Below are 25,518 nucleotides of genomic sequence, written 5' to 3' on the forward strand. Positions count from 1 at the left end.
TGCTGATTTTTACCTGTCATAAAAAGAAAGGAGCAAAAAAATGAATGAGGCAATTCGCTTGGTTCTGTCCATGGAGTGGCTCACTGAACAAAATATCGTGCGTGTGGTCTCTTATAGCTTCTTCTTTGTAACGATCGCTGTGTTTCTCTGGCAGCTGTTCCGCTCCATTGCAGCAATTAAAACGGCAAGAGCGCAAAAGAAGATTGGATTTCGAACCATTGTACAGTGCCTGGGCGCGTTTTATTTGCTTATTGTAACCCTCCTTGCCGCCGGGATTAATGGGCTTTCGGGTATTTTCTGGGTACATTCATTTATCGGCTTTTCCCTTACCTGTATCTTTTTTATGGACAGGGCTTCCAAAAAAGGCGTTCAGCCGGCGAAATTAAAACGGCGTTCCATGAAAAAAGCCAATTCTCATTAAAAAAGAGAATTGGCTTTTTTGTTTATATAAAAAGATTATCTTGATTTTACTTTAATGATTGCTTCTCCATATTGGTCCATAGACTGGCGGAAGCTGTTTACTGCTGTAGCGATTGCCTGTACATATTTTCCAAAACCTGCTTTTTCTTTTAATACCATTGCTGTATCGATCATATATTTAGTCATTTTATTATCTCCCCTCATCGCTCGTATCTTGCCTTTATTATCCTACACACCCTCAAAATTGAAAAACCCTAAGAAAACGGAAACATTGGCTATGTAAGCGTGCATCATCGCCCTTTTTCTAACTCTTGCTTTCATTTTCTTTGTTTTTCCTCTTTTTTTAAAATAAAAAAGCGCCGGTATTATTCCGGCACTTTGTTCATTCGTTTATAAACAATTACATAATTGACAGCCATAATAATCAGCACATAGACGCCGTACAGCCCAAACGAAAACCATTTGTTTTCCGCAAAGCTTGCACCAGCAAATGACAGCAGAAGAATATTCGGCAGCTTTCCAATCGCTGAAGCGAGTAAAAACACAAATCCGTTAACACGGCTTAATCCGCAGACAATGTTGACAACAGGAGATGGAACAACCGGCACTAAGCGCACAAGCAGAATCGCCAGAAACGCATTTTTGTGCAGCTTGTCTTCATAGTCTTTCACCTGTGGATACCGGTCAAGTTTTGCCTGTGCCCATTCTTTAAAACCGTACCGGGCAATGTAGAAAAACAGCATCGTCCCAATCATTGAACCGCTGAGTGTAACAAGTACGCCTTCTGCCGTGCCGAAAATACCGCCAATGAGTCCGGCCAGCACCGGAAACGGTACGATTGGAACAAACACACAGATCGCCACGAGCAGCATGCTGACTAAAACAGCATAGGTGCCTCCTTCATTTACAATAGCAAGCAGCCCTTCTTTTTGTGTAATACCAAGCAGCAGAATGCCGGCCAGAACGGCAATGCTGACGATTCTTTTGATCATACTGCACCTCTTCTTTCCTCACGTTGCTGTGTTTATTTTACCATAGATAGCCTGCGTAAGGCTCGTTTAAGAGGATAAAATAGATTGAAGGGCTTTGTCTAATGTTGGAAATAAAAAGGTATAGCCTGCACGCTCCAGTCGCTCTGGAAGCACCCATCGGCTTTTAAGCACGAGCTCGGTTTCTGTCCGGATTACTTTAGCGCCAAGCTCGAGCAGCCATTCGGGCGCAGGAAGGCCAAAGCCCACATTTGCCGCTCTGCGCAGGGCTGCCATTAATTCATCATTTTGAACAGGGTTAGGGGCCGCGCAGTTAAATACTCCGTTTAATTCAGGCCGTTCATTTAAAAACATGATAATACCAAACAGATCCTCGAGATGAATCCAGCTGAACCGCTGCCGGCCGCTTCCTTGAGGACCTCCAAGACCATATTTCACCAAGTTCCGGTAAGGCGTCATAACGCCGCCCCCTGGTCCAAGCACAATGGCGATGCGCAGGGCAGCTTGCCGCGTTTTCGGCAGATCAAATGAAAAAAACGCTTCTTCCCAGGCCCTGGCAACATCAACTGAAAATCCTGATCCAACCTCTCCTGCTTCTTCCGTCATTGGCCTGTCTTCTGCATGCCGGTAAATGGTAGCTGTGCTTGAATTAATCCACATCTTCGGCGGATGTTCACATGCCTGCACAGCTTCACCAAGCCGTTTCGTCGTATTTGTCCTAGAAAGCATAATAGCTCGTTTATTTGTTTCATTATACCGGCAGTTGACCGATTTTCCCGCTAAGTTTACAAGCAGCTCCGCCCCGTCTAGTGCTTCGATCATACGATCCTTGTTTTCCCAAGAAATGTGGGGCTCCTGCCGAGAAATGATGTGTACTGTATAGCCAAGCTCTTTACATCGTTCCTCCATGTACCGGCCGATAAATCCCGTTCCGCCTGCTAATACAACTTTTTTCATATTAAACCCCCGCTTTTTGAAAGATTGGTTTTTCTGAAAAGTGCTTCGCTGATTCTTCTTTACTTTAGCATAATAAGGCAATATTTTCCGGTAAAAAAATACTCCAACAACTGTTGGAGCAGGCGGGCCCGCAAAGAATACAGGCTGCTCTTTTTCATTTTTTTACATCACAAGAAAAATGACGGCGAGCAGCAGGACTAAAAGAATGCCCCCGGTCATCAGCAGAACCTTCCGCTGATCATCCATATAAGGCTTAACATCATAATCAATACCGTAGTACGCAAAAACCTCTCCGTTCTCATCCAAATATGGTTTAACGACTGTAAGCCAGGTTCCATAATCATCTGAATAAGGCTTAGATATGATAGTGGTTTTCTTTTTTTTCATTTCTTCTATTACATTTGCAATATTGGCAGGCTGTGTATAAAAATCTCCCGTTTCTAAACCGTTTTTCTCCGCTGCATCGGCTAAATCTGTTGATGCTGCTACGAAGCGGGTATCAGTACCGTTTTTCAGTTCTGCACCAAATATATATCCGTGTGCCAGCTGCGGCTCATACCGAGACAGCCGGTTAAAATGATCTTCAAGCCTCCGGGCTGCTTTGCTGTTCCGGCTTTTACTTTGAATAACCTTCTTTATTTCTTCTTTTGTTATCTCTTTTGACCACGCGTCCGCCGTTTTTCTCGCATCCAGGGCAATACGGTTGATCGCTTCCTTTGTGTCCGAATATCTGACTGCCCCAACAGCCATAACAACTGCGATGGCCATTATGAGACAAACAAACAAGATCCTTTTTATTTTTGCAGATAAGGCTCCCACCAATGACCACGCTCTCTTTTGATTCGATTATAAATGGTACTTTCCTATTTAAGACAGCCGCAGCTTCAGCAATGAATGCCAAGCTTAAAATACGCACTTTTTTACAAATAGATTTATAGGTTCATTGTCACAGTTTCACTTTTCATATCATAGTATGAACTTAAACAGATAGCAAACCCCATAGTTATCCATCTTATAACGAATATCTTTAAACTGTTTTTATAAGAACTTAAACAGTCAGCCATTATAAACCCGATCCTATTTTGTCGCTTTTTAGAACTGTATACCCTTATATAACGAAAACTGGCTGATATAGCAGAAAAAAGAGATTCCCTTCAAAAGAAGCCTTGCTTTTTTGAATGAATTCGACAAAAATTGAGGTAAGCAGCATCTTCTTTGTTCGGTACTTAAAAACAGCTTTTTGCATAATTATTCACAAACATTCCCCGCCATTGTTCTGGACTGCCAAAAAACTACTTTTCTAATATAACACTTCCAAACAGTAGGTTTTCTTTGTTTAACTTTTTATTTTCACCCTTTTAATGGAAATGAACATCTGTAAAAAAAGCCTGTTTGCTCCTATAAGCAAGGCAGGCTGTTCACTTCGTCATGCAAAATAAAAACAAAAGAAAAAACCGCCAGAACTGAGTCCAGCGGTGCAATCTATCGCTGCCTCTCCTGCTAGCGGCGAAGCGTTATCGTTTCCCGAGACAGATAGGCTTAAAAAAATGCAACTTTTTCTTCTACTTCTTTTAATAAATGAATCGTCGCTTCCACATTTATAGTTCCATCTTCATTCGTTTGCAAATAATCGTTTTTCACCATAATCGTCATTGTTTTTCCATTTTGGGGTCGTCCCGGTTTTTCAAAGGCAAGATCTTTCACTGCTGGCTGCTCCAGCAGACGCGCAAAAGTCTTCATACGTGCCTCCCGCTGGCGGAGCGGATCTGGCTCTGCTAGCTTGATACATAGACGGCTTTGTTCAAGCTGGAAATAACACGCATGCTTGCTGCTTTTTGCCCACCAGAAGCCTTCAAATCCACCGGCCATATTGGCCACATAACTCCAATTTCCATTTTGAAGCTTACGTTGAAGCAGCCGGTAAAATCCCTGCCATGAGGAGGGGGTCCAAGCTGAAACCGGAAGCCACCGGTATGATTGATACCCTGCTTCGATTTCCTCCAGCCATTTTAAATAATCAAGGAAAATGTGATTTGTAATACCTGCTCTCTTTCCTTCGTTCAGCACATCGATCATGTCTTCCCGTAAAAATGGCGCATAACCCGCTTTGTCGCACGGCCGATCATGACTCTGGCCTGCTGGCTTATAGTAAATCGGCAGCGGCTTTCGGTGAGGATACGTTTTTTGAACCGCTTCCAAATAACGGGTCAGCTGATCGGAATGATCGCCTGTATTCATTTTGTCTTCAATTAAAACAGCGGCATGATCATTTACTAGCAGTAACACATCCATCCCTTGAAACTGCTGGATTATCCCAATGGACTTCACTTCCGGAAGTGCTTCTCCATGCTTTTTAAACATCCGCCCCAAAAACAACAGCGCACATTTATGTAAAACCTCATCTGCTGTTTTCCCATATGGTGCCGCCCATTGCGCAAACCAGCACAAAAACGCATCTTGTGACAGCTCACTTGCCGCAAACTGGAATAAGCTTTTTGGCTCATCCACTTTTTCCGCATAAGCATTGATCCAGGCGGCCACATTTTCTCCCCTGTACTCATTCCAACAGCCAGACTTTAAAATAGCCTTGTAATACATCGCGGCATACAGTTTATTTTCATTCTTTATGTATACGCGGCCTTGATCATGTGAGTAGAGAAGCAGCAGGGCATCTCCCCGGTCTGCGATGACTTGCGGATAAGCTGTTCTATCCTCTGTCTGTTCTCCACATCCGAGGTCTAAGTATGTTTCTTTTTCCATTTCCCTCCTCCTTTTTCATTCTATTGTATCATGAATATGATCATAAAAAATATTTATAAAAGCTCCTGATAATCACCATACTGTACAATTTATCTTTGTTTAAATATACATCTCCTATAAAAGTAAGCACCTTAATCGATAGTTTCTACATAGAAAAAGGAGAACAGGCGTGATGTTCTCCTTCTCTAATAGATTCCTTGTCTTCTGGAAGCTGCTTTTCCTTAAAGTGCCTGCTTAAAAACCTGCACACGATTTCGGCCATTTCGTTTAGCCGTATAAAGGGCTTGATCCGCTTCACGCATCAGTTCCTGTACCGGAGAATCGGGACTGCCTGCTTGGATCCGTTTATGGGACAGGCCAAAACTTGATGTTACACTGAGCGTCTCTTCTCCCAGCTGGATGACCGTTTCTGCGATAGCTGTACGAATGGCTTCTGCCCGCTCGCGTGCTCCCGATAAAGAAGCATGGGGAAGGAAAATAATAAATTCCTCTCCGCCATAACGGCCGAATAAATCGTTTGCCTGCATGTTCTTCCCAACCCGGCGTGCAATACTTGTGAGCACACGGTCTCCTGCTTCATGGCCGAATGTATCATTCACCCGCTTAAAATGGTCAATATCAAACATAATTATCGAAACGGCGCCTTCTTCTTTTTGAAGCTGCCTGCAGGCTGCTTCTGCCTGTTCTAAAAAGAAAGTCCGGTTTAGTATACCGGTCAAGCCGTCCAGGCGAGCCAGTTTTTGCAATTGTTTTTCCATTTGCACCCGCTCGGTTACGTTGATAAACATGATGATTTTGCCAATCTTCTCCCCCTTTTCATCTTTTAAAGGGGTAAAGCGGACTTGGAAATGAAGCGTTTCTTCGGACTGATCGAGCTTATAATCACCTTCCTCCCCCTGGCACAGAATGGAGGCGAGCTGATCGTTTGCCGAAATCACCTCTCTCAGCGGCCGGCCAATCGTGTGAACGGTCAAAGCAGGCAGAACGGTTTTCATTGCCTGGTTGTAATCTACGACAATCTCATTTTCATTTAAAACAACTACTCCTTCTTCCAGTCCTTCAAAAACGATTTCACGGGCGATAGGAACTACATCAAACATTTGAAAGCGCAAAAGCGCTGCTCCTTGAAACAAAAAAGCAAGGCACATAGACACCGGACCGAGATCGATTCCCCTGCTCCAGCCGCTTATATAAAAAATACTTGAAACTGGCGGGACCAAAAGGCCCGTTACCATTAATAAAATTTGCATTCGAAAACGAAAAGTTACTTTTCTCAGCTGCCAAAGCAGAGTACATACACTTGCTGCCATGCAGAAATAAAGAAACACGGATTGAACAAAAAACCATAATCCTCCTTCAAGGTTTGCCAGCGGGTAAGCCGTATCGGTGCGCAAACCGACGGAGTAGTAATAAAGGTGATGAAAAGAATTTGTCCAATGCAGAATAAGCGTGGCAGCCGGAATGCCAAGCAGGGGAATATACACCCATCTTTTGACGTTTCGCCCGGTATAATCAAGGCACATAAGCAAAATCACCGCTGGCAGAAAAGAAATCGCCACATATTCAACGGCGACCCAAAACAAAATATCCTTCAATGATTGAGACATCAGCTCAAACGCATAAGCTACCGCAAAAAAAGCAGCCAGAAAGGCAGCCACGCAAAAGTACTTTCCACCGGGTGCATGTTTAATTTTTATAAAAGCATAGATTCCTAAAAAAGAACTCACGGAGGCACCTGCAATCAATACTAGGATATAAATCAGTATGTAGTGCGGCATATCTTTCTCCTCATTTAGTAAAAAAGCATGACGTTCTTTATTACTATATCATCTTCACATCACTTTGGACGAATGCTTTTATATATTTTTTAGTTGAAGCATAACTCCTTCGTAATTTGACATGTATTCGATATGGAGAAAGATGTCTGTTTTTCAAAACCGGTATAACGGGCATGATCAATACGGCGACCCATCCAATCAGGATAACCAATAACAGCCAGGCAGTGCCGCCTGCATGAAGGAGGCGCGGCCAGCTTTTTTCGGCGATAGATTGATTTCTTTCAACCAGTAGGGACAAAATCGGCATCATCTGCAGGCCATGAAAGCCAAGGCCGTGGAACCAAATTACATTTCCTTCAAGTCCAGTGTAGCGGCTTTGAAGGGTAATCATCCAGAGATATCCAGAAAATGAAAGCATCGTCGTTGCCATGCCATACCGAATACCAATCGTTAAAAGCGGCCGGTCCTTTAAGAGGCGCGAGTGGAAAAACGGCCAGGCAAGTACAACGTAATAAACCATCATCGAAACGGCTATCAATCCAAATACACCGGTGCGCCGGCAATCGCATCAGCAGCCCCGCTGGCCTGATTGTACCGAAGAAAGAAGCCGCGCATACGCTGAACTGTTTCGGCTCCATAGCTGTAAAAAGCGCACACGAGCTAGGATCAGCCAGCAAAAGTCTGCCGCTTACGCCAGCCAAATTCGGCCAGCGGTACTAAAAAAGCGATTGTAATCAAAAACAAGCCGAGCGCTGAGTAAATTTCCCTCTGGCGGTACAATGACTCCTTGAACAGCCATCATAACTGCACAAAAAGCAGCCAGCGTAAATCCCAGCAACCGGCCGCTGTAAGGGCCGGCTCTTCCCTCCACACACTTTTTACAGCGTCATTTTCCCGATCCTCCTTCCCACTTTTATTTTGTAACGGTAATTTTCCCGTTGTTTGTCTTCAGCTTAATGATATTTTCCCCGTCACCGAAACGGGTATTACCGCTGTACTTATTTAAAATATTAATTTCACCGTTGTCCTTATGCACATCAAATGTCGTATTCGTTGGTTCTTGTCCGGTTTGTACAGTAATGCTGCCATTGTAGCTCTCCAGCCGCATCGGCCGGTCTAAATCTTTTGTTAAAACACGAATCCGCCCATTGGCGACTTTTCCGTTTATTGTTCCATCCACATGTTCAAGCAAAACCTCTCCGTTGTCAGCTTTCACTTTTACTTCGTTGGATGCTGTGTTTTTTACATTTACTTTTCCATTGTTCAGTTGAACATTTACCTTACGGACATTTAATTGTCCAAGCTCTACCTGGCCGTTATGATTTGCAATATCAATGGAGTCGTACGTTTTTTCTGGAAGGTATACATGCAGTGTCAGATCTGCCACCACAAAATCGGCGGTGAATAGTTTATTTTGTTTTTCATTCACCTTGACGACCAAGGTATCCCCCTTCGCTTCTGCCTGGAAGGTTACATTATCATTCGGTTTCCGCTTTCCGGCGAGTTCCACCCGCACAGCTGTTTCCTTAGTTGGCAGGACTTCCACCTCTGCATTATCTGTTTCAAGCTCCACCGCTCTGATAGGCAGGACGCTGATTGTTCTTTTTTCTGCTACCTCCGCCTGACTGAATGTCAGTGCACTTCCGGCACCGCCGACAAGCAGCAAAATAAGCCCTGCGACCGACAATTTTTTAATCATGCTGCAGCCCGCCTTTCACAAGTGATGCATTCCATTTTAAGTAGCGCAGAAATCCTTTTAAGATTGCTTTGGTCACAAAGAACATGCCAATAAGGATAAACAGCCCTGTACCGCAAAGAGCAATGGAAAGAAACAGGTCAAACCATTCAAATGTGCCCATGTTGATGACCGCATTAACAAGAACTAAAAGGGGAGAAGCGACAAACGCACTGCCAGCGGCCCACCCGCCTGCCAAAACTCCAATAAGCCCCGCCAGTGGTCCAAGTACAATAACCAAATTGAAAAAGCCCAGTCCGATAACCGCCCAGACAGCCCGCATTATATTGCCGGCCGTGGCAGACGTTTTTGCCTTTTCTACCTGATACGAGGCGGCCAGTTCTTTGCCGATCTGGCGCGGTGAACCAAGTGAAGAAGCAATAGCCTCTTCCGTCTTTCCTTCCTCAAGCCCAATGGAAAAATACTCTTCGTAATCCTGCAGAATCTCGCACCGCTCAGCTGAAGAAATAGCTTCCAGCGACGAATCAAGCTCACGCAAAAATTGCTGTTTATTCATCATTCCCACCCTCTTTAATCAATTGGTTAACGCCTCTTGAAAATTCATTCCAATCTGCAATAAGCTGGTGAAGATAATCTCTTCCTTTATCTGTTAATTTGTAATACTTGCGTGAAGGGCCTTCTGTTGACTCCTGAAGGTATGTAGTAAAATACTCTTCTTTCGTCAACCGTCTTAGCAGTGGATAAACTGAGCCTTCCGATATTTCGATTTGATCCGATATCTTCTGTACTAATTCATAGCCGTACCGATCCCGCTTATCCAAAAGCACCAGTACACACAATTCAAGAACCCCTTTTTTAAATTGGACGTTCAATCTGTTTTCACCTCTATTCTCGCTATAGTACATTATACAGTAGTGATTTAAAATTAGTACCTGTTAAAAGCATAATATCATTCAGTACTGATTATTACAAGGTACCGATTTTGTTTCTCCTATTTTTATCCACATTTTTCGTTTTAGACGTTTTATAAAAAAAGGCTTGAGGAGGAGATCCTCAAGCCTTTTTATCCACGATCATTCCATTAGCTAAACAAAAAGAAACACCCGCCCCAACGGTTAACAACAAAATGGGTTGCGAAATCTGATTTTACACCGATGGCATAAAAGAGAATGATGAACATCGTGAAGAAATCTTTGTCTTGTACAGCTGTGACTACATCCTTTGAAACTGTGATCGCTAGACACGATAAAGAAATCATCATCAATCCATTTTACGCAGTCATCGTGTAAACCTAGACACCCACATCGTCTGAAGTGTTTTTCACAGTCATGAACATGTTTATCAAAACAGCCACAATGACTGATCTGTTCATGAAAGCAAACGCGGCGCCTCTTCTGCTTCTTGCAACTGGAGCACATCTCTTTTCCTCCTTTCAATGAATCTATTAACAAGATATGCAGGCATCTGCAAAGCTGAAGCGGCTGTTATCAGGCAGGATCATTTATTCTTATCAACTAAAGTAAAAAAGCATCTATTTGTTATATAAAAAAGCCCGCAGAATGGCTCTGCGGGCTTTTCATTACAATGTTACTCCTCGGCTGTTTCTTTTCCATACTGGTACTGAGTTGGGTCAACCGGCTCCATGCCTTCTATATCATGGAAGCGCAGTAAATCACCATATAATACTTGATCAGAGAAAGACAGCTGATCAGCTACTTTCTTTTTAGCCGCCTGCATATCGGCGGTCGGTTCTAGTGTTGCACCTGTTTTTGAATCATAGTACGTTCCATCAATCGATGTGTATTTCGGTGATACAAAGTCGCCGTTGCGGAATGCTACTACTTCATCGTGCTCCGGTGAAAGGAGGTCCGTACCGAACTGAATAAATTCTTTATTGTCAATGCCTAAAAGATGAAGCATCGTCGGCAGGACGTCAATTTCGCCGCCATACTGGTGTTTCACTCCGCCTTCAACGCCCCGCACGTGGATAAACAGCGGTACGCGTTGCAGTTGTGTGTTTTTAAAGTCCGTAATTTCTTCGCCCATAATTTGCGCCATCGCTTTGTTATGGTTTTCGGAGATGCCGTAGTGATCACCGTAAATGAGAATCATGGAGTTATCGTATAAACCAGCTTTTTTCAAGTCTGCAAAAAATGACTGGAGTGCTTCGTCCATATAACGTGCCGTTTGGAAGTACCGGTCTACAGTGCCGTCTCCCGTTGCCGCTGGCTCAATCGTTGCATCTCCCTCATCCATAACAAAAGGGAAATGGTTAGTCAGCGTCATTAAATGCGCGTAAAACGGCTGCTCCATTGATTGAAGCATTGGAATAGACTCTTCAAAAAACGGCTTGTCTTTCAAACCATAGTTGATTTTCCGGTCGCCTTCCATATTGTAATAGCTGGCATCGAAAAACGTGTCTACACCCATTTGCTTGTAAATTTCATTCCGGTTCCAGAATGTTTTATAGTCACCGTGCAGAACAGCACTTGTATAACCTGCTTTTTGGTTCAAAATTGCCGGTGCAGCCTGATAGGTGTTGCGGCCTTTGAGAACAAACGCAGATCCCTGTGGCAGGCCGAACAGCGAAGTATCCATCATCAATTCAGCGTCAGCGGTTTTCCCCTGGCCGGTTTGATGAAAGAAGTTATCAAAATACATATACTCGTTGTTGTGCGCCAGTGAATTTAAGAACGGTGTGACTTCCTGGCCGTTTAGCTTGTAATCAATCAAAAATGTTTGAAACGACTCAAGGTGAATTTTAATCACATTCATCCCTTTTGCTTTCCCGAAATACTCTTCGTTTGGCGCTGCATAATGAGACTTTGTGTAGTTTTCCACATTTGTTAAGTCATCACTGCTCGCAAAAGCGCTTTGCTTCTCGTTTTTCACTGTTTGAATTGCATCATATACCGTGTAATTGTATGCGCCTAAATATTTGATTAAATAGTTGCGGTCAAACGCTCTAGACAGAAGCTGCGGACGGTCTGCTTCCGCAAGACCCAGATTTACCGCAAAAATTACTGCACCGGCCGCTAAAATCGCCAGTACTTTTCTTTTCGGTGTAACCTGAAGCTTCCATTCTTTTCTTTTCATCCAAAGAACCACTGCAAGAATCACTAAATCCGCGAAATAAATGACATCATGCCATTCTGTTAAATCGGCAATGCTTCCGCCCAAATGCCCGGCGTTGCTCGTTTGAAACAGTGTCGGCAGCGTAACAAAGTCATTGAAGAAACGGTAGTATAGGATGTTGCTGTATAAAATCAGCGTCATAATACTACTGAATACAAGAATCCATCTGCCGCTTCGTTTTGAAAACAAGGCGAGCCCTAAAAAGAGAACCGCTGAGCTGAGCGGATTTAAAAATAGAAGAAATGTCTGCATCGCATTGTTGATCCCCAGCTGAAATTCTGTGAGGTAGGCAATGTACGATTTTAGCCAAACCAAAATAACCGCTAAAACAAAAAAGTGTAACGGCTTTAAAAACAATCGATTCATTTTAATTCCCTTCTTCCAACCTATTCATAGTCATCCAAAGTCTTTTTTATAAAATTATCTTTTAATGAGAAGCGCATTTATAAAATATACAACATTTTGCTGCTACCGTCGAGTATCTTCTCTATCACGCAAGGATGGAAGAGTCTAAAACACTTTAAGAACAGCCGGTTTTGTTCTTGGTCAGATAACCTGACAGACTCGTTGTCTTCGCGGTGATTCCAAGGCACAATAAGCGGTAAGGAAGGAGCTGTTTTTAATGGAAGGACTATTTTTTTTACATAATCTGCTCGCTGTGCTGTGGATTATCTTATTTGTGAAAACAAAGCGGGAACACCATCTACAGATCACTCATGTCCTGTTTCTAGCGATAGCAGTCGGCATTTTAGTTCATTCATGCTGGACCGTTTTTTATTCAACAGGAATTCAGGATTTCTGAGTACGAATCACCCTGATCAAAATCTTCTTAAGGATAATGTTCAAATCCGGGGCTCCTTTGCCTGATAGGTATTTCTCTATTGTCAAACCAAACAAACGGCTCTTTTGAACGGTTCCCATTCTCTTTCTCCTATATCTGCATCTCCAAAAAAATCTTCTTTAGCCCCTAGTTTCACTGCCCCGATTGCTACGGGCGTCTTCACAAATAATCCGCAATGGTCACCCTCTAAAAAATAAAACAGAGAAGTACCGATTCTTTTGAACCAACTTCGATAGTAATAGATTACGTTATATCCCTTTCCACAAAAGGCAACCACTTTTTGCAATGCTTCCTTCCATCCTCTTTTATCTCAGCAGGCGTTGCTTATAGAGTCTGGTTCCCTTGCTCTTTTTGAACCATCTGCCAATTAAAGGTAGCAGCAAGTGTAAAATAATGTTATTGTAAAACGGTTCCATATATATTATTTTCTTACAAAAGGAGAAAAATCATGAAGAAAGCATTTGCTGTTTTACTTACTGCAGGCTTGTTGTTTACCCAGTCCATTTCCACATCAGCTGCGTTCAAAGACGTCAGCCAGTCGTACTGGGCGAACGAAGAAATTGTTTACTTAACGAACAAAAAAATTATTAGCGGCTTTAAGGATCAATCGTTTCAGCCCAATGCGCCTGTTACTAAAATTCAAGCCATAATTATGACAGCAAGAGCGCTGAATCTGGATTTAACAAACCGCCCGGCTCCAGGATTTAACGACCTGCCGAAATCAAGCAGCGGCTATGCAGAAGCAGCAGCGGTTGTGCACGAAGGATTATTTCCCAAAAGCACATCTTTAAAACCGGCAGAACCGATCACACGCGCCCAGATGGCACGTATGCTGACTGCCGCATTCAAATGGAAAGCATCTGATGCTGTTTCATTTAAAGATGTACCGAAGAGCTTCTGGGGGCATCCTTATATTACTGCGCTTGCCAGCCAAAATATTACGCTTGGTTATCCCGATAGAACCTTTAAGCCGAATCAAGCTCTGACACGCTCGCAATTTTCGGTCTTTCTAGCGCGTGCCCTAAATGACGACTATAAAACATATACCTACACGAATACAGCACTTAAATATAAGCTGGAACTGCCTAACTATATGAAAACGCAGGTAACGACAGAAAATAAAAAAGATAAAATCGGTTCATATGGAACGCATTTTCATTACAATAACACGGCCTATCTGGGCCACAAGCCGATACTTGCTATTATTTGGGCCGTATCAGAGTCGAAGCTGCCTCGCTATGAAGGCGCACCTTTCGAACTGCTGAAGAAGCAGGGATCGACGTATTATTTCTATCAGGGACCGAGCGAGCACCCGTATTTGTTTATGGATGATCAAAATCGTGTTGATAAAAGAAACACAAATGAAGCAAAAGCTTATGAGCGGATTCAGTATAAGCTTGCCCATATGATAAAAGGCATCACACCAACAAACTAACGAAACGCAAAGACGGCTTTCTTTAAGAGCCGTCTTTGCGTTTATCTGGACCGCTTTCGTTCATTTGACTTACGCACACGGACAAGCGTTTCTGCCGGCTGCTTACGGATCCATTTTATATACTTGCTGATTTTTTCATCCTGGCGCAGCCGCTCGATCGAATGGAGACGAACAGCCAATTCTTTATTAGTATAAAGTGCATGAATCTGCTTGTGGCACGGCAGGCACAAGTCAGCCGTTGGCCCATGCGACCCTCCTTCTTCCCTCGGCGTTAAATGGTGAACGGTCGTTTCAACCGGCGAGCGGCCGCATAGCTCGCAAACAGATGATCTCATCCAATATGTCGCCTCCATTTTCCTTCTATTGTAACAAATCTGTTTTTACAGCCGGAGCGTAGAAAATCTGGCTGTTCAACTGCCAATCCTGCCCTTTATAAATGTGCCCATTACTGTATCCTTTTGTCTTTTCTTGTTCTTTGCTACAATGAACAAGGCCATATGGGGAGCCTTCGGGCAGAAAACAGTGTTTATCTGGTTCCATGGAGCCTGTCGGATTATGCCGGCGCAAGGATTTGTACCTTTTCTTCCTTCTTCGCGCACGGCAAAAAAAGGAGGAAAAACATTGAATCGAAAACTGCCGCTTCAAGCCTTAATTGAAGCAGCGATCATAGCTGCTCTTGCCTATATTATTGATGTTCTGCCTGCTATTGAGCCTTTTCCATGGGTAAAGATTTCAATTGCCATGATTCCCGTTCTGCTTTTGTCACTGCGCTGGGGATGGAAAGCGGGAATGGCTTCCGGCTTTGTTTGGGGGCTTTTACAGATTGTACTGGGCACTGCTTACGTTTTAACACCACTTCAAGCATTTATTGAATACTTTATTGCGTTTTCATTTATTGGTCTTGCCGGCCTGTTCGCCAGCCGTAATATTACGGCAAAATCTATTGTCGTGGCTGTGTTCGTCGGCTGCCTGGCCCGTTACTTTTGGCATTTCCTTGCCGGATGGGTGTATTTTGGAGAGGCTGCACCGGAAGACATGCCGGCTGCCCTTTACTCTCTGGCTATCAACGGCAGCGCCGCCCTTCTCACATTTTTAGTATGCACCATTGTTCTTGTCTTTCTTTTAAAAACCGCATCGCGGCTTTTTAAAGTATAATTTTGCGGACGGTTTTCCGAAGAAGCACTGCCGTTCGGCATTTTTGGCATAAAAAAAAGCTGCTCAATCGCAGCCGTCTTCCTTACAATCCTTCCAATAGTCCAGCAGCGGCCCTCTTTCGCCAAAAACGGGATCCGTTTCGGCTGCTGGCACTTGTTTCATTTCGCTAGGAGACTGTGCCCGGGAACCTGTATCACGCTTTTTTAAATTAGGGCTTTGCCCATTCGGGTACGCACCGACGACAGAAAAATCCGGACTTTGGCTGAGCCGCTTATGGCCCGTTCCAGCGGGCAGTACGATTACGTCGCCCGTTTGAATCTTCAGCCGTTCGCCCTGCTCCCCGCCGATCTGTACAACCGCGTCTCCAGATTTTACTCCAAGCACTTCATGTGTATTGGTGTGGTAATGATGATAATCGAAAATACCATTCACCCAGCTGTTCGTCCAGCCATGCCGGTTAAATGTCGGTTCTATCTCGCTTGGTGTATCCGTAAATACCTGCTTATAAACGATGACCGGGAACCTCCCATTATTCGGGATTTCACCATCATCTTTACATTGAAAGGTCTGTATATCCGGTTTCATATATGTCCGCTCCTTTTCGTATAACGGTTCTTTCGTTATACCCTTCTTTGGAACGTCTACTCACGATTTAAGAAAAAGACGGCTGCACAACACGAATAGGATCTTGTCCAATGCATTTTTTTCCTTCACCAAAGCAAAGCTTCGTTTGGAAATAATAACGGCTTTCACTTAATTGCTCTGGCAGCTGAAACGAAAACGGAATACACTTGGACGCATTCGGTGGAATATGCTCTGACATAAAAATCATAATCGCATCTCCAGCGGGCGCCTCATCGCTTCCTGTCAGTAAATCACACTCAAGCCGGCTTAATTTTTGTTCAAACAAACCGCCTTTTATGACAAATGAACCCGTCACTTTTTCGCCGGGTATAAACTCATTTTTATCCAGCAACAAGTCGATATGCGGTGAACCGATGCGGCCTTTTACCTGGTTCATTAACTTAGTCAACATACCTCGCTGTTCCCTCCATTGCTCGTAAATAAAGATTGGCGCAAACGCCTGATAAACACGTACTATACGCCGGTTTTGCCCATTTGTAAAGGGGTATGGAAAAATTTATATTGTTAAAAAACTGTAAACGTTTTATTAAGGAATAAAAACACAAAAATACTTCATAAACCAGTATTTTTCCCACATAAAAAAGAACGGCCAGCTCCAAGCTAAACGTAAATAGAGAAAGGAGTGGACAGGATGGAAAAACCGCAAAATACAGGCCAGCGCATTCAGGAAACAACAGATGCTTTAATGAAGCAAGGAGTTCCGCCGCGTGCTGCTGCTTTCGCTGCTTCCATGGGATTTTTACGTGAACTGCAAAGGTCAAAAGGCGGCAAATGAGAACAAGCTGACAAATATAATCTTCACCGGCAGTACCGTTTATTCCTGCAGCAGAGCTAAAACAAATGCTTCTTAGGCAAGATTCGCCATTCAATGTTATATTGCTGCTCCGCCGGAATGTGCTCCCTGCATAAAAACGTGCGGAAGCCTTCCGGCGGTGTCTTGATCCGCTTCCCGCCTATAGTATTACCTATTGGCACCGCTTCTAAAACCAGGATGCCCGCCAGGCTCCTATGCTTTGCCCTCCCAGCAAAAAAGCTGAGAGAAAAGCCTCCTAAATGTTTCTTACCCGCCTGTTTGCGCAAAGCGGCTGACACGTTCATCAACTTCGTCACATACCCGCCAAAAAAAGCCCGTATTTCTTCTTTAGTTCCTTCAGCCCTGGCTGGATCGTTAAATCCCCAACGAACACGTTTACTGTGGGGAGGTGTTACCTGGCAATAATCCGTCCCGCTTGTCTGCTGCAGCTGCCTTCATCTGATTTTACAAATAAAAAAGCACTATCAATCTTTTAATCATCCCAAAAAGACCGCTCGTTACACTACATTAAAGCTAAAAACAGCTTTAACACCGTTGGCCTGCTGCAAACGGTGTTAAATACTGATTATAAATAAACACATGCCAGCCCGCCCAGTTGAATGTGAGCTGGCGCGGCACTTTCTTCCCATTTTTAAAGCTTGTTCCTGCAAGCTTTGCAGAAACTGGTTTATTTTCTCTCCTAATAGGATAAAGCATGACTATTCATAAAGCATATAACGGCAGGGAATTCAATACTTTTACGTCTGAAGACTTTGACAAAGTCTTTCATTATGCATGTTTCCGGAAGATTCTTGCTTCTGCGTATACAGCGCATTTCGAGCAGACACTTCGCTTTCGATTGTGCTGATTCACTTGAAACAGTGGCTCTCCTTTTGTTTTACATAAAGCACATTTTGACTTCCCCAGCCGGTTTACCACATGATACGTAATCGATTGTAAGTATGTAAGGTTGCTCGTTTTCACAATAATCATCCTCCTTTTTTAATTATTTCGCTAGAATACAAGATTTACCTGTAAAAATCGTTCATCAAATGCCGACAAAAAGCGCATTCCGAAAAGGCCGCGCTCCCTTTTCTGTCTTTTTTTGTCTTCTTGCAGCGCATTCAAAACAAGGGGCATCTGCCATTGCTGCCTGCCGCAAGAAACATTCTTAAACGTGCAGCATCCTTCTTAAAAAATATGCAAAACCGTTTCATATAATAACTTGCGATAATGGGCATACTATATTTAAGAAGCTTTAAAAAGCGGTCCAATCGAGAACGTGCCGGCCTGTTCGGATGTACGCCGCTGCCATAATCAGCTCAGATATCAAGTAAAATATTCCAATTATTTTTTCTACCTGCACTGCCTCGCTCAAAAAGATGTGAATCAAATGCCGTTTTATCTGTTTTGCCAAGCATGTTCCTACCATTCTTATGGTCAAAGATGACTTTCTTTATAGAGAACTATATAATGAATTTAATTCTTAATAAAGAACAAAAAGGGGGTTTGTCAGCAATGCGACAATGCGTAGACGATACATTTTTTGTGCACGATTTAAAAAACGAATTAAAACCTATTTTATCCAGCCGCCGGGAGATCGTTTTTGTGTGCATAGGCACGGACCGGTCGGCCGGTGACAGCTATGGTCCTTTCGTCGGTTTTAAATTAAAACAAACCTTTTCCCTCCGTAAATACACGCATGTTTCTGTGTATGGGTGTCTGGATCACCCAGTTCATGCTAAAAATTTAGCCGAAACGGTTGAACAGATCCGGCAGCAGCATGCAAATCCGCTTATTATCGCGATTGACGCCTGCCTTGGGTCCGCTGCTAACATCGGCACCGTCAGCTTAGAACAAGGGGCCTTAAAACCTGGGGCCGGCGTTCAAAAAGACCTGCCGCCAATCGGCGATTACCATATTTCCGGGATTGTTAATGTCGGCGGTTTTCTTCCGATTCAGGTACTTCAAGGCACACGTCTTTCACTTGTTTACAAAATGGCCAATAAAACGGCTGATTTTATTACGCGGGCACTTGTAGAACTAGAGTATGAAAAGAAACGGACAACTGTTGCTGCCCATGAAAAAAGGTGCGTATAACACGCACCTTTTTATCTGAAACGCTGAATTTCATCCGGTTCGTCCTCTTTCCGGTCTGTTAAAATCCCCATCTGCTCAATATGCTGTTTTGCTGCTTGGTCTCCCAACAAATAAATCAGAGAATAAAGAACCCTTTGTGAAGCGTCATAACGGTCATTTTGCGGATCATGGTGATATTCTAAATAAGGAATATGTGCACGAACAAACGCCTCCACATCAGCTCCGTATTTATCATCCATTACCGCTTTTAACACATCGGCTTCTTTTGGGGTCGCATGAATAATAAAGCTTGGGCTGTCTATCGGCTCGGGCAGGATACTTTCACTGTTTAAATCCACATAGTATATCTGCTTTTCCTGTTCCACCTTAATCATCTCCCGCTTTTTTTATCCTGTACCCCCTGCTCCTCAAACACAAACGAAAAAAGGACACCGTTTGCACATAAGCCGCCGCCCATTTACATGATTTTATTATCCCAGTTCTCCTCCAGCAGCTTTTTTAGCCAGGTTATGTTTTCATGACCAATCTTTTCGGCAATCTCTTTTTCTACTTGCTGCTTCACCTCAATGATCCCCCTGCAAAAAGTGCTGCCTTTGTCCTTGAGTGCCAGCATTTTGTCACGCTCATTTTTTTGTATCGTTTTGTCATCAATATAGTTTTTTTCAATCAGCCCTTTAGCACATCGATGAACGGCCTGGCGTGAAATATTCATTTTTCTTGCAGCACCGGCGATGGTTTCCGGCTGCTACTCAAGCAGGCTGAGTAAGTGGGACTCTGCCAGTGTCACATCTTCCCTGCCTGACTTTTGCCACAGCATTCGAACCTTTTGGCGGAGCAGCAAGTGTTTGTCACTCAGCAAATCCGGTAAATAACTCTTTCTGTTTGCTCTTCCTCTGCAGCTGCTTGTAGTCGGCCCTATTGTTAGAGCCATTTTTTTGAAACTGTATGCCGGAAAAATTGCGTTAGCTTAATCTGCTGTGTTTTTTCTGTTCCACTTTAATGTTTTACTGCCTGTAAAGAGGGAACGTCAAAAGAAACACGTTCTTTTAACAGGAGGCATACATATGGAAAAAACCATCTTCATCACGGGCGCAGGAACAGGGCTCGGACGAGGAGCTGCGATCGGCCTGGCCCAAGCCGGCCATCGTGTAATCGCGGCCACTGAAATTACCGCCCAAAAAACGGACCTGCTTCAGGAAGTTCAGGAGCAGGGCCTTGATATCGATGTAATTAAGCTTGATATTACCAACCCGCGTGATACTGCCCAGATTGCGGACTATGATTTTGACATTTTCGTTGCCAATGCGGCGATTAACGAAGGTGGCCCGCTTGCCGAAGTGCCAATGGACCGCTTTCGGGCCTTGTTTGAAGTAAATGTTTTTGCGACGCTCGAAACCGTTCAGATCGCAGCCCGACAGCTGGTCCAGCGCGGCAAGGGCAAAATTGTGTTTATGAGCTCCATGGCCGGTATTTCAGCCACACCCTATGTAGGTCCTTACACCGCGACCAAGCATGCGATTGAAGGGGTTGCTCAAACGCTGCAGGCGGAATTGAAGGAATTCGGCGTGCAGGTGGCGACGATCAACCCTGGAGCGTATGCAACCGGCTTTAACGACCGAAGCGCTGAAGAAAAATGGAAATGGTTCAATGAAGAAACGCATTTTACCCGGAAAGAGGATATGAAACGGCAGGAAGAAGCCCTGAAGAACCAATTTGATCCAGCGGATATGATTGCCAAGATGGTAGAAATTATACCGGCGGATCATCATAAATTCCGCACTGTTCACCCGAAGGAAACAGAAGACCAGCTAAAGAAAACCGAACAAGCACGCTGGGAAATGGACATTTAATGAGTCAAAAAAGCGGATGCTTTTCCGCTTCTTTTTTGTGAAATTTTTTCTTAAAGGGAAAGGGTTGTTTTTTCCTCGTCTGGACGGGTAACATAAACATATCCATTATGGAAACAAAGGAGTGCGTAACAATGGTCATTAAACAAAGCCAGGGTATCCAGCTGCACGATTTTAATAACCTGACAAAATCGCTCAGCTTTAATATGTACGATATTTGCTGGACAAAAACAAAAGAAGAACGAAAAGCGTACATTGAATATATCGATGAACAATACAACGCAGACCGGCTGACAGAAATTTTAAAAAAGGTAACTGATATTATCGGCGCTCATGTATTAAACATTGCCAAGCAGGATTATATCCCGCAGGGCGCAAGCGTAACGATGCTTATTTCAGAAGGGCCTGTTCACCCAGACTCGCGCGGGGAATCACAGGAAGAGTCACCAGGTCCCCTGCCTGACACGGTCGTGATGGCGCTTGATAAAAGCCATATTACCGTTCATACGTATCCGGAGTATCATCCAAACGAAGGAATCTCCACATTCCGGGCTGATATCGATGTATCCACCTGCGGCGAAATCTCTCCGCTAAAAGCACTCAACTACCTTATTCATTCATTTGATACAGACATTATGACGATGGATTACCGCGTGCGCGGTTTTACGCGTGATATTAACGGCAATAAGCTGTTTATTGATCACGATATTAATTCCATTCAAAACTACATTCCGAAGGATGTAAAAGATCTGTATCATATGATTGATGTGAACATTTATCAGGAAAATATTTTCCATACAAAATGTAAGCTGCGCGAATTTGACCTGGATAACTATTTGTTCGGTCATACAAAAAACGATTTAGACAAAGAAGAAATTAAAAATATTACCGAAAAGCTTCATCATGAAATGGATGAAATTTTTTACGGAAAAAATATCGTCCGCGATGCAGATATTGAATCTGAATAAAATAGCCCGGGCCCTCCTTGGTAAGGGAGGGCTTTTTTAAGTGTTACCGCTTCATTGGTTTAAAGTACCGGTAAATGCGGTCGGGCTTTTTTCCTGATTCCTATTTTTCTTTACCCTATTGCCAAACTCAAAAAAGGTTACCTGTTTAATGCCGATAAAGCCAAACAGGTCCCTTTTTATCAATACTTGGTGCGTATTATTGAGCTAAAACCGTGGGTAATATGCCAGGCCTTTCATCGTTGATACACAAACCGCCGATTCTCCTGCCAGAAGCCCTTCCGGGAAAAGTCCAAGCCCGTCACGATACGCAAAGTTTGCTGCAAACATTTGGTTAATAAAGCCAAGCAGCATGGTCCGCGACCTTCCCCACCAGGATCGGGTAAACAAACACAAGCTTATCTGCCAAGGTGATCAGCTTTCTGTAGGAGCCCAGGTTCGGATCCTTATGTAGATCTTCACGCCGCTTTGTTTCATTAAATAGTAAAGCTGGATTAAAGTTGGCTGATTGAACGAAGAGAAAACGAAAAAGACCGTAGAAAACAGTTCATTCACTTATCAGCGGACGGACGAGCCATGCTGGATAAAGTGTTTAAGCAAATTCGCGCACGATTTTTGGAACGAGTTGGAGACGTATCAAACGACAAAGTGGATACGTTCGCTCATGCGCTTGATGTTCTTCAGAAATATGTTTTTTGTGAATAAAAACTTTTTCGCCAGACCTGCCGCTGTGGAGGGCTGCATCATTTACCAGCACATTGAGATGTGTTTTTATGTTTGATTTCTCTCAAAATGGGGCAACCAAATAAGGAATACCGAAAGGAGAGAGATGTTACATGGCAGACTTAAATCGAAATGAAATTCCAGAAACGCAAGGTCAAGTAGAAGAAAAAGTACAGTCAATGGGTCAAGATAAAAAAGAAGACATTCTGGCAAGTTTTGATACCTTTAAAAATTACCTTGGCGAGAAAGTGGAAAAAGGTGAAAAGCTGGGTATGAATGAAGAGCAGCTTGCAAAAACAGCTCAAAAAGTAGCCAATTATCTGGCAGCGCATGAGGAACCGCGCAACCGCGAGGAAAAATTGCTTCAAGAGCTTTGGAAAGTCGGAAACGAAGAGCAGCAGCACCAGCTGGCTCATCTGCTCGTTAGACTCGTTCAGCAGTAATTCGCCGTTCATTTGGTCAACGCTTAAAACAGCTCAACGATCTCTAGAGGTACGATTCATGATGTAAAAAAGGACTGATATGAATCATATCAGTCCTTTTTCATAGGCGCAGGCTTTAATATTCCGCTCACCTGTGTATAAGATTTGTTTATTTGTTTATACTAAAAACACGGACTTGTAGCTCAACGGCGAGAGCGGCCAATAGCTTCCTGGAATGACTATTGTGTATCTTGCGGGTTCAAATCCCGCCAAGTCCTTTCATGAAACGAAAAAGCAAAAAGCTTCCCGGCTGCATTTCTTTACTTTACGGAATAAGCGGACCCGAGCTGTCTGTTTACCGTATAAAAAACAGGCTGCCTCGGTTTATTTTTTTTGTTTACTGACAGAATTCCTGATCATCAATTCCGTATTTACAAAAATCCGTTCCCCTGTTTCTGCCGACCCTTCCATAAGCCCCAAAAGCTTCTTCGCACCTTGAACGCTTATTTTTTCAATCGGACGCTTTACAGTCGTTAAGCTTGGCGTTGTATATTGGGAAAAGCCAATATCATCGAAGCCAACAATGGAGATATCGTCCGGCACTTTTAGTCCATGCGCAAACACGGCATTCATTGCGCCGATCGCCATATCGTCATTGGAACAAAAAACGGCCGTCGGCGGGTCCATCTGTGCCAGAAGCCGTTCCATTGCCGCATAACCGCTCCGCATATCATAGCTTCCGCATTCAATATAATGGCGCTCAACAGGAAGCTGATGGCGAATAAGCGCTTCCATATATCCTTCTTTCCGCTCTACGGTCGACTTAAATCCTTTCATCCCCTTGATAATCGCAATTTTTGTATGGCCGTTTTGAATTAAATGCTCCACCGCCTGAAATGACCCTTCCCGGTCGTTGGACAAAATATTGATCGCTTTTTGTTCCTCGACCTGCCGGTTCAAGACCACAAGCGGGATTTTTTGCTGCAGAACATGATATACAAACGTGTTGTCCACTTCACTTTGGCTCATTAAAATAATTCCATCAAACCGCAGCTTTGTAATAGACGCATAATCTTTATAATCATCGATCCCGCGCACAAACAAGTTGAATTCCTCGCCAATTACACTGTTTACTCCTTTTACCGTTTCGGCAAAAAAGCTTGGCGACGTTCCCGTTGAAATGCTCGTAAAAAACAAGCCTATCGTATACGATTTTTTTAGAACAAGGCTTTTAGCACTGTAGTTGGGTGTATAGTTCAGCTGGGCGGCTAAATCCAGTATCTTTTTCCGCGTATCCTCCTTGATCAATACACTGTTATTCAGCGCTCTTGAAACAGTGGTATGGGATACGTTTGCGAGTTTTGCGATATCTTTAATCGTGACCATTCCATTCACCCTTTAGAACTCAAGATTTACTCCCTCTAATAGTACCATAGCCGTTCCCCCAGCACCTTACATCCCCATTATATTTTTGCTTCAAGATCTTTAATAATCTGCGCATGCTTTTCATCCGTAAGCTTGTACATAAATCCAATGATTAAAACCGCAATAGTCAGCGCTACGGCCGGATAAAGCGTCAGCATCCCTTTAATGCCGAGCAGCGTACCAGCTGACTGCGCCACATTTGGCACATAGCCGACCAGTGTTAAACTCATACCGGATAAAAAACCAGCCAGAGACTGGGCAAGCTTGCGTGAAAAGTTAAACAACGAGTATGTAGTCGCTTCTTTCCGTTCTCCCGAAACCCATTCGCCATAATCGATAATATCGGAAACAAGCGCCCACGTAATACCGTTCGGAATGCTGATTCCGATAAACGCAATCGCAGATAAGATGGTAAATGAGTAAATGTTCGTCGGAATAAAAAAGTTCAGCAAATCGGCTGCAATACAAATGCCGAACCCAAGCATGGCCGTCCGCTTTTTCCCAAACCGGGCTACAAGCTTCGGCATTAAGATCACACCTAGAAAGGAAGAGCCGATAATAATAAAGCTCATGTTGGCAACGAGTGTCACATTGCCTAAGTTATATTCTGCAAAATACACAAGCAATGCTGATTTGATATTATAAGCAGAAATAGAGAAAATTGTCATCAAGATCAGTGTCAAAAGCGGCTTGTTCGTAACGAACGTTTTGATAATTGACTTAAACGACAGCTTTTCTTTTGGCCCTCCTTTTACGACGATGCGCTCTTTTGTATTCCGGTAACAAATGAAAAATCCAATAATGCCGATAACCGACATAATCCCCATTACAACTGGATAGCCGACTTCCGCACGGTCAAACTGCACAATCAGCGGCATCACAATTACACTTGTAATGAGCAGGGCGCCTAGGGAACCAATTTGACGGAATGTGGCAAGAGACGTCCGCTCCTCCGCATTTTGCGTAATGGCCGCACCTAGCGAGCCGTACGGAATATTTGTAAACGAATAAGCAACGCCCCACATCATGTAAATAGCATATGCATACGCAAGCTTGCCTGCGGGCGGTACAGATGGCGAGATAAAAAGCAGTACGGTTACAACGGCAAGTGCTAAGCTGCCGAATAAAAGATACGGCCGAAATTTTCCACGCCTGCCGATGTTTTTTCGATAATCAATCGAGGAGCCGACAAGCGGGTCCATAACTGCATTAAACAATTTGCTGACCAGAAAAATAGTGCCTGCTGCAGCGGCTGAAATACCGGCTACATCCGTTAAAAATTTCAACAAATATAACTGGCCTAAATCGAACATAAAACCGTTTCCAAAATCGCCCATGCCATAAGAAACCTTTTCTTTTAAACTCAGCTTTTCCTTTTTGGTCTCCTGTCCTTTCGGCGCAGGATCAGCTGCAAAAACAGTACTCATCATAA

Annotated in this window: 33 protein-coding genes, 1 tRNA gene and 1 pseudogene; 11 read left to right on the forward strand and 24 right to left on the reverse strand. The window is 43.6% G+C overall.

Annotation, left to right across the window (positions count from 1 at the left end; all coding sequences use genetic code 11):
• Positions 1 to 40: 40 nt before the first annotated feature.
• Positions 41 to 421 (forward strand): hypothetical protein, encoded by a 381-nt coding sequence (locus L2D08_RS03300; protein ID WP_242232301.1) that lies wholly within the window; start codon positions 41 to 43, stop codon positions 419 to 421.
• A 35-nt stretch (positions 422 to 456) separates the two neighbouring features.
• Here L2D08_RS03300 and L2D08_RS03305 read toward each other — a convergent pair whose 3' ends face one another.
• The 13 genes from L2D08_RS03305 to ltaS all read right to left on the reverse strand — a co-directional run bounded on the left by L2D08_RS03305 (position 457) and on the right by ltaS (position 12,101).
• Positions 457 to 606 carry a hypothetical protein gene (locus L2D08_RS03305; RefSeq protein WP_242232302.1) on the reverse strand — a complete coding sequence of 50 codons (150 nt, stop codon included), beginning with the start codon at positions 604 to 606 and terminating at the stop codon, positions 457 to 459.
• Positions 607 to 785: 179 nt separating this feature from the next.
• Entirely contained in the window at positions 786 to 1,412 is a 627-nt protein-coding gene (locus L2D08_RS03310; protein WP_242232303.1) for a TVP38/TMEM64 family protein, read from the reverse strand.
• Between the two features lie 66 nt (positions 1,413 to 1,478).
• A complete protein-coding gene (locus L2D08_RS03315; RefSeq protein ID WP_242232304.1) occupies positions 1,479 to 2,366 on the reverse strand; it encodes a TIGR01777 family oxidoreductase in 888 nt (295 codons plus the stop codon).
• A 162-nt stretch (positions 2,367 to 2,528) separates the two neighbouring features.
• Complete coding sequence (locus tag L2D08_RS03320) at positions 2,529 to 3,134, reverse strand: hypothetical protein (protein ID WP_242232305.1); 606 nt, start codon at positions 3,132 to 3,134, stop codon at positions 2,529 to 2,531.
• A gap of 771 nt (positions 3,135 to 3,905) precedes the next feature.
• Positions 3,906 to 5,126, reverse strand: coding sequence for a PD-(D/E)XK nuclease family protein (locus L2D08_RS03325; protein ID WP_242232306.1), 1,221 nt, complete (start codon positions 5,124 to 5,126; stop codon positions 3,906 to 3,908).
• A 221-nt stretch (positions 5,127 to 5,347) separates the two neighbouring features.
• A complete protein-coding gene (locus L2D08_RS03330; RefSeq protein ID WP_242232307.1) occupies positions 5,348 to 6,904 on the reverse strand; it encodes a histidine kinase N-terminal 7TM domain-containing diguanylate cyclase in 1,557 nt (518 codons plus the stop codon).
• A 43-nt stretch (positions 6,905 to 6,947) separates the two neighbouring features.
• Entirely contained in the window at positions 6,948 to 7,442 is a 495-nt protein-coding gene (locus tag L2D08_RS03335) for a hypothetical protein (protein ID WP_242232308.1), read from the reverse strand.
• Positions 7,439 to 7,561, reverse strand: coding sequence for a hypothetical protein (locus L2D08_RS23975; protein WP_255821797.1), 123 nt, complete (start codon positions 7,559 to 7,561; stop codon positions 7,439 to 7,441). The genes L2D08_RS03335 and L2D08_RS23975 overlap by 4 nt, the downstream gene beginning before the upstream one ends.
• 31 nt (positions 7,562 to 7,592) lie before the next feature.
• Positions 7,593 to 7,775, reverse strand: a complete 183-nt coding sequence (locus L2D08_RS03340) for a hypothetical protein (RefSeq protein ID WP_242232309.1) — start codon at positions 7,773 to 7,775, stop codon at positions 7,593 to 7,595.
• 42 nt (positions 7,776 to 7,817) lie between these two features.
• Positions 7,818 to 8,603, reverse strand: a complete 786-nt coding sequence (locus tag L2D08_RS03345; RefSeq protein WP_242232310.1) for a DUF4097 family beta strand repeat-containing protein — start codon at positions 8,601 to 8,603, stop codon at positions 7,818 to 7,820.
• Positions 8,596 to 9,156, reverse strand: coding sequence for an HAAS signaling domain-containing protein (locus L2D08_RS03350; protein WP_242232311.1), 561 nt, complete (start codon positions 9,154 to 9,156; stop codon positions 8,596 to 8,598). Before L2D08_RS03350 ends, L2D08_RS03345 begins: the two co-directional genes overlap by 8 nt.
• Positions 9,149 to 9,472 (reverse strand): PadR family transcriptional regulator, encoded by a 324-nt coding sequence (locus L2D08_RS03355; RefSeq protein ID WP_242232312.1) that lies wholly within the window; start codon positions 9,470 to 9,472, stop codon positions 9,149 to 9,151. Before L2D08_RS03355 ends, L2D08_RS03350 begins: the two co-directional genes overlap by 8 nt.
• Positions 9,473 to 10,187: 715 nt before the next feature.
• Complete coding sequence (gene ltaS / locus L2D08_RS03360; RefSeq protein WP_242232313.1) at positions 10,188 to 12,101, reverse strand: lipoteichoic acid synthase; 1,914 nt, start codon at positions 12,099 to 12,101, stop codon at positions 10,188 to 10,190.
• A 256-nt stretch (positions 12,102 to 12,357) separates the two neighbouring features.
• Between ltaS and L2D08_RS03365 the strand changes: the two genes are divergently transcribed.
• Positions 12,358 to 12,537: a hypothetical protein gene (locus L2D08_RS03365; RefSeq protein ID WP_242232314.1), complete on the forward strand. Its 180-nt coding sequence runs from the start codon at positions 12,358 to 12,360 to the stop codon at positions 12,535 to 12,537.
• Positions 12,538 to 12,619: 82 nt separating this feature from the next.
• On the opposite strand, the gene L2D08_RS03370 is transcribed toward L2D08_RS03365, so the two are convergent.
• Positions 12,620 to 12,862 (reverse strand): hypothetical protein, encoded by a 243-nt coding sequence (locus L2D08_RS03370; RefSeq protein WP_242232315.1) that lies wholly within the window; start codon positions 12,860 to 12,862, stop codon positions 12,620 to 12,622.
• 162 nt (positions 12,863 to 13,024) lie between these two features.
• Here L2D08_RS03370 and L2D08_RS03375 point away from each other — a divergent pair, with 162 nt between their 5' ends.
• Entirely contained in the window at positions 13,025 to 14,011 is a 987-nt protein-coding gene (locus L2D08_RS03375; RefSeq protein WP_242232316.1) for an S-layer homology domain-containing protein, read from the forward strand.
• A 41-nt stretch (positions 14,012 to 14,052) separates the two neighbouring features.
• Here the strand turns inward: L2D08_RS03375 and L2D08_RS03380 are convergent, their stop codons facing one another.
• Positions 14,053 to 14,346 (reverse strand): HNH endonuclease, encoded by a 294-nt coding sequence (locus L2D08_RS03380; protein WP_242232317.1) that lies wholly within the window; start codon positions 14,344 to 14,346, stop codon positions 14,053 to 14,055.
• A 286-nt stretch (positions 14,347 to 14,632) separates the two neighbouring features.
• Between L2D08_RS03380 and thiT the strand changes: the two genes are divergently transcribed.
• Positions 14,633 to 15,166 carry an energy-coupled thiamine transporter ThiT gene (gene thiT, locus L2D08_RS03385; protein ID WP_242232318.1) on the forward strand — a complete coding sequence of 178 codons (534 nt, stop codon included), beginning with the start codon at positions 14,633 to 14,635 and terminating at the stop codon, positions 15,164 to 15,166.
• Positions 15,167 to 15,229: 63 nt separating this feature from the next.
• Here the strand turns inward: thiT and L2D08_RS03390 are convergent, their stop codons facing one another.
• Positions 15,230 to 15,751, reverse strand: coding sequence for a cupin domain-containing protein (locus L2D08_RS03390; protein ID WP_242232319.1), 522 nt, complete (start codon positions 15,749 to 15,751; stop codon positions 15,230 to 15,232).
• A 67-nt stretch (positions 15,752 to 15,818) separates the two neighbouring features.
• Positions 15,819 to 16,202, reverse strand: coding sequence for a sporulation protein (locus L2D08_RS03395; protein ID WP_242232320.1), 384 nt, complete (start codon positions 16,200 to 16,202; stop codon positions 15,819 to 15,821).
• A 240-nt stretch (positions 16,203 to 16,442) separates the two neighbouring features.
• Here L2D08_RS03395 and L2D08_RS03400 point away from each other — a divergent pair, with 240 nt between their 5' ends.
• Positions 16,443 to 16,586 carry a hypothetical protein gene (locus tag L2D08_RS03400; protein WP_242232321.1) on the forward strand — a complete coding sequence of 48 codons (144 nt, stop codon included), beginning with the start codon at positions 16,443 to 16,445 and terminating at the stop codon, positions 16,584 to 16,586.
• A gap of 285 nt (positions 16,587 to 16,871) precedes the next feature.
• Here the strand turns inward: L2D08_RS03400 and L2D08_RS03405 are convergent.
• Together L2D08_RS03405 and L2D08_RS03410 are read right to left on the reverse strand one after the other, a co-directional pair.
• Positions 16,872 to 17,032: pseudogene (locus L2D08_RS03405) on the reverse strand (low molecular weight phosphatase family protein); the annotation flags it as partial.
• Between the two features lie 361 nt (positions 17,033 to 17,393).
• Complete coding sequence (locus tag L2D08_RS03410; protein ID WP_242232322.1) at positions 17,394 to 17,588, reverse strand: hypothetical protein; 195 nt, start codon at positions 17,586 to 17,588, stop codon at positions 17,394 to 17,396.
• A 534-nt stretch (positions 17,589 to 18,122) separates the two neighbouring features.
• Between L2D08_RS03410 and yyaC the strand changes: the two genes are divergently transcribed.
• Complete coding sequence (gene yyaC, locus L2D08_RS03415) at positions 18,123 to 18,704, forward strand: spore protease YyaC (protein WP_242232323.1); 582 nt, start codon at positions 18,123 to 18,125, stop codon at positions 18,702 to 18,704.
• An 11-nt stretch (positions 18,705 to 18,715) separates the two neighbouring features.
• On the opposite strand, the gene L2D08_RS03420 is transcribed toward yyaC, so the two are convergent.
• Both L2D08_RS03420 and L2D08_RS03425 read right to left on the reverse strand, forming a co-directional pair.
• Positions 18,716 to 19,069 carry a hydrolase gene (locus L2D08_RS03420; RefSeq protein ID WP_242232324.1) on the reverse strand — a complete coding sequence of 118 codons (354 nt, stop codon included), beginning with the start codon at positions 19,067 to 19,069 and terminating at the stop codon, positions 18,716 to 18,718.
• Positions 19,070 to 19,161: 92 nt separating this feature from the next.
• Entirely contained in the window at positions 19,162 to 19,416 is a 255-nt protein-coding gene (locus L2D08_RS03425) for a helix-turn-helix domain-containing protein (RefSeq protein ID WP_242232325.1), read from the reverse strand.
• A gap of 352 nt (positions 19,417 to 19,768) precedes the next feature.
• On the opposite strand from L2D08_RS03425, the gene L2D08_RS03430 reads away from it, so the two are divergent.
• Entirely contained in the window at positions 19,769 to 20,554 is a 786-nt protein-coding gene (locus tag L2D08_RS03430; protein ID WP_242232326.1) for an SDR family oxidoreductase, read from the forward strand.
• A 131-nt stretch (positions 20,555 to 20,685) separates the two neighbouring features.
• Positions 20,686 to 21,519 (forward strand): adenosylmethionine decarboxylase, encoded by an 834-nt coding sequence (gene speD, locus L2D08_RS03435; RefSeq protein ID WP_242232327.1) that lies wholly within the window; start codon positions 20,686 to 20,688, stop codon positions 21,517 to 21,519.
• 204 nt (positions 21,520 to 21,723) lie between these two features.
• Here speD and L2D08_RS03440 read toward each other — a convergent pair whose 3' ends face one another.
• Positions 21,724 to 21,870 (reverse strand): hypothetical protein, encoded by a 147-nt coding sequence (locus L2D08_RS03440; protein ID WP_242232328.1) that lies wholly within the window; start codon positions 21,868 to 21,870, stop codon positions 21,724 to 21,726.
• A gap of 222 nt (positions 21,871 to 22,092) precedes the next feature.
• Here L2D08_RS03440 and L2D08_RS23980 point away from each other — a divergent pair, with 222 nt between their 5' ends.
• The 3 genes from L2D08_RS23980 to L2D08_RS03450 all read left to right on the forward strand — a co-directional run bounded on the left by L2D08_RS23980 (position 22,093) and on the right by L2D08_RS03450 (position 22,939).
• A complete protein-coding gene (locus tag L2D08_RS23980) occupies positions 22,093 to 22,221 on the forward strand; it encodes a hypothetical protein (RefSeq protein WP_255821798.1) in 129 nt (42 codons plus the stop codon).
• Between the two features lie 197 nt (positions 22,222 to 22,418).
• Complete coding sequence (locus tag L2D08_RS03445) at positions 22,419 to 22,682, forward strand: DUF3243 domain-containing protein (RefSeq protein WP_375337560.1); 264 nt, start codon at positions 22,419 to 22,421, stop codon at positions 22,680 to 22,682.
• A 171-nt stretch (positions 22,683 to 22,853) separates the two neighbouring features.
• Positions 22,854 to 22,939: transfer RNA gene (locus L2D08_RS03450), tRNA-OTHER, on the forward strand.
• Positions 22,940 to 23,045: 106 nt separating this feature from the next.
• On the opposite strand, the gene L2D08_RS03455 is transcribed toward L2D08_RS03450, so the two are convergent.
• Together L2D08_RS03455 and L2D08_RS03460 are read right to left on the reverse strand one after the other, a co-directional pair.
• Positions 23,046 to 24,047 carry a LacI family DNA-binding transcriptional regulator gene (locus L2D08_RS03455; protein WP_242232330.1) on the reverse strand — a complete coding sequence of 334 codons (1,002 nt, stop codon included), beginning with the start codon at positions 24,045 to 24,047 and terminating at the stop codon, positions 23,046 to 23,048.
• Positions 24,048 to 24,124: 77 nt separating this feature from the next.
• Positions 24,125 to 25,513 carry a glycoside-pentoside-hexuronide (GPH):cation symporter gene (locus L2D08_RS03460; protein WP_242232331.1) on the reverse strand — a complete coding sequence of 463 codons (1,389 nt, stop codon included), beginning with the start codon at positions 25,511 to 25,513 and terminating at the stop codon, positions 24,125 to 24,127.
• Positions 25,514 to 25,518: the final 5 nt, after the last annotated feature.

The organism is Domibacillus sp. PGB-M46 (assembly GCF_022668875.1).
Lineage (GTDB): Bacteria > Bacillota > Bacilli > Bacillales > Domibacillaceae > Domibacillus.

Excerpts from the sequence above, each read along its gene's own strand:
- L2D08_RS03325 (WP_242232306.1), bottom strand. The coding sequence starts at position 5,126 with ATGGAAAAAGAAACATACTTAGACCTCGGATGTGGAGAACAGACAGAG.
- L2D08_RS03430 (WP_242232326.1), top strand. The coding sequence starts at position 19,769 with ATGGAAAAAACCATCTTCATCACGGGCGCAGGAACAGGGCTCGGACGA.
- yyaC (WP_242232323.1), top strand. The coding sequence starts at position 18,123 with ATGCGACAATGCGTAGACGATACATTTTTTGTGCACGATTTAAAAAAC.
- L2D08_RS03310 (WP_242232303.1), bottom strand. The coding sequence starts at position 1,412 with ATGATCAAAAGAATCGTCAGCATTGCCGTTCTGGCCGGCATTCTGCTG.
- ltaS (WP_242232313.1), bottom strand. The coding sequence starts at position 12,101 with ATGAATCGATTGTTTTTAAAGCCGTTACACTTTTTTGTTTTAGCGGTT.
- L2D08_RS03315 (WP_242232304.1), bottom strand. The coding sequence starts at position 2,366 with ATGAAAAAAGTTGTATTAGCAGGCGGAACGGGATTTATCGGCCGGTAC.
- L2D08_RS23980 (WP_255821798.1), top strand. The coding sequence starts at position 22,093 with ATGCTGGATAAAGTGTTTAAGCAAATTCGCGCACGATTTTTGGAACGA.
- L2D08_RS03345 (WP_242232310.1), bottom strand. The coding sequence starts at position 8,603 with ATGATTAAAAAATTGTCGGTCGCAGGGCTTATTTTGCTGCTTGTCGGC.
- L2D08_RS03425 (WP_242232325.1), bottom strand. The coding sequence starts at position 19,416 with ATGAATATTTCACGCCAGGCCGTTCATCGATGTGCTAAAGGGCTGATT.
- L2D08_RS03395 (WP_242232320.1), bottom strand. The coding sequence starts at position 16,202 with ATGTTGACTAAGTTAATGAACCAGGTAAAAGGCCGCATCGGTTCACCG.
- L2D08_RS03300 (WP_242232301.1), top strand. The coding sequence starts at position 41 with ATGAATGAGGCAATTCGCTTGGTTCTGTCCATGGAGTGGCTCACTGAA.
- L2D08_RS03320 (WP_242232305.1), bottom strand. The coding sequence starts at position 3,134 with ATGGCCATCGCAGTTGTTATGGCTGTTGGGGCAGTCAGATATTCGGAC.
- L2D08_RS03375 (WP_242232316.1), top strand. The coding sequence starts at position 13,025 with ATGAAGAAAGCATTTGCTGTTTTACTTACTGCAGGCTTGTTGTTTACC.
- L2D08_RS03305 (WP_242232302.1), bottom strand. The coding sequence starts at position 606 with ATGACTAAATATATGATCGATACAGCAATGGTATTAAAAGAAAAAGCA.
- L2D08_RS03460 (WP_242232331.1), bottom strand. The coding sequence starts at position 25,513 with ATGAGTACTGTTTTTGCAGCTGATCCTGCGCCGAAAGGACAGGAGACC.
- L2D08_RS03380 (WP_242232317.1), bottom strand. The coding sequence starts at position 14,346 with ATGAGATCATCTGTTTGCGAGCTATGCGGCCGCTCGCCGGTTGAAACG.
- L2D08_RS03330 (WP_242232307.1), bottom strand. The coding sequence starts at position 6,904 with ATGCCGCACTACATACTGATTTATATCCTAGTATTGATTGCAGGTGCC.
- L2D08_RS03365 (WP_242232314.1), top strand. The coding sequence starts at position 12,358 with ATGGAAGGACTATTTTTTTTACATAATCTGCTCGCTGTGCTGTGGATT.
- speD (WP_242232327.1), top strand. The coding sequence starts at position 20,686 with ATGGTCATTAAACAAAGCCAGGGTATCCAGCTGCACGATTTTAATAAC.
- L2D08_RS03445 (WP_375337560.1), top strand. The coding sequence starts at position 22,419 with ATGGGTCAAGATAAAAAAGAAGACATTCTGGCAAGTTTTGATACCTTT.
- L2D08_RS03350 (WP_242232311.1), bottom strand. The coding sequence starts at position 9,156 with ATGAATAAACAGCAATTTTTGCGTGAGCTTGATTCGTCGCTGGAAGCT.
- L2D08_RS03455 (WP_242232330.1), bottom strand. The coding sequence starts at position 24,047 with ATGGTCACGATTAAAGATATCGCAAAACTCGCAAACGTATCCCATACC.
- L2D08_RS03440 (WP_242232328.1), bottom strand. The coding sequence starts at position 21,870 with ATGCTGCTTGGCTTTATTAACCAAATGTTTGCAGCAAACTTTGCGTAT.
- L2D08_RS03390 (WP_242232319.1), bottom strand. The coding sequence starts at position 15,751 with ATGAAACCGGATATACAGACCTTTCAATGTAAAGATGATGGTGAAATC.
- L2D08_RS03400 (WP_242232321.1), top strand. The coding sequence starts at position 16,443 with ATGGAAAAACCGCAAAATACAGGCCAGCGCATTCAGGAAACAACAGAT.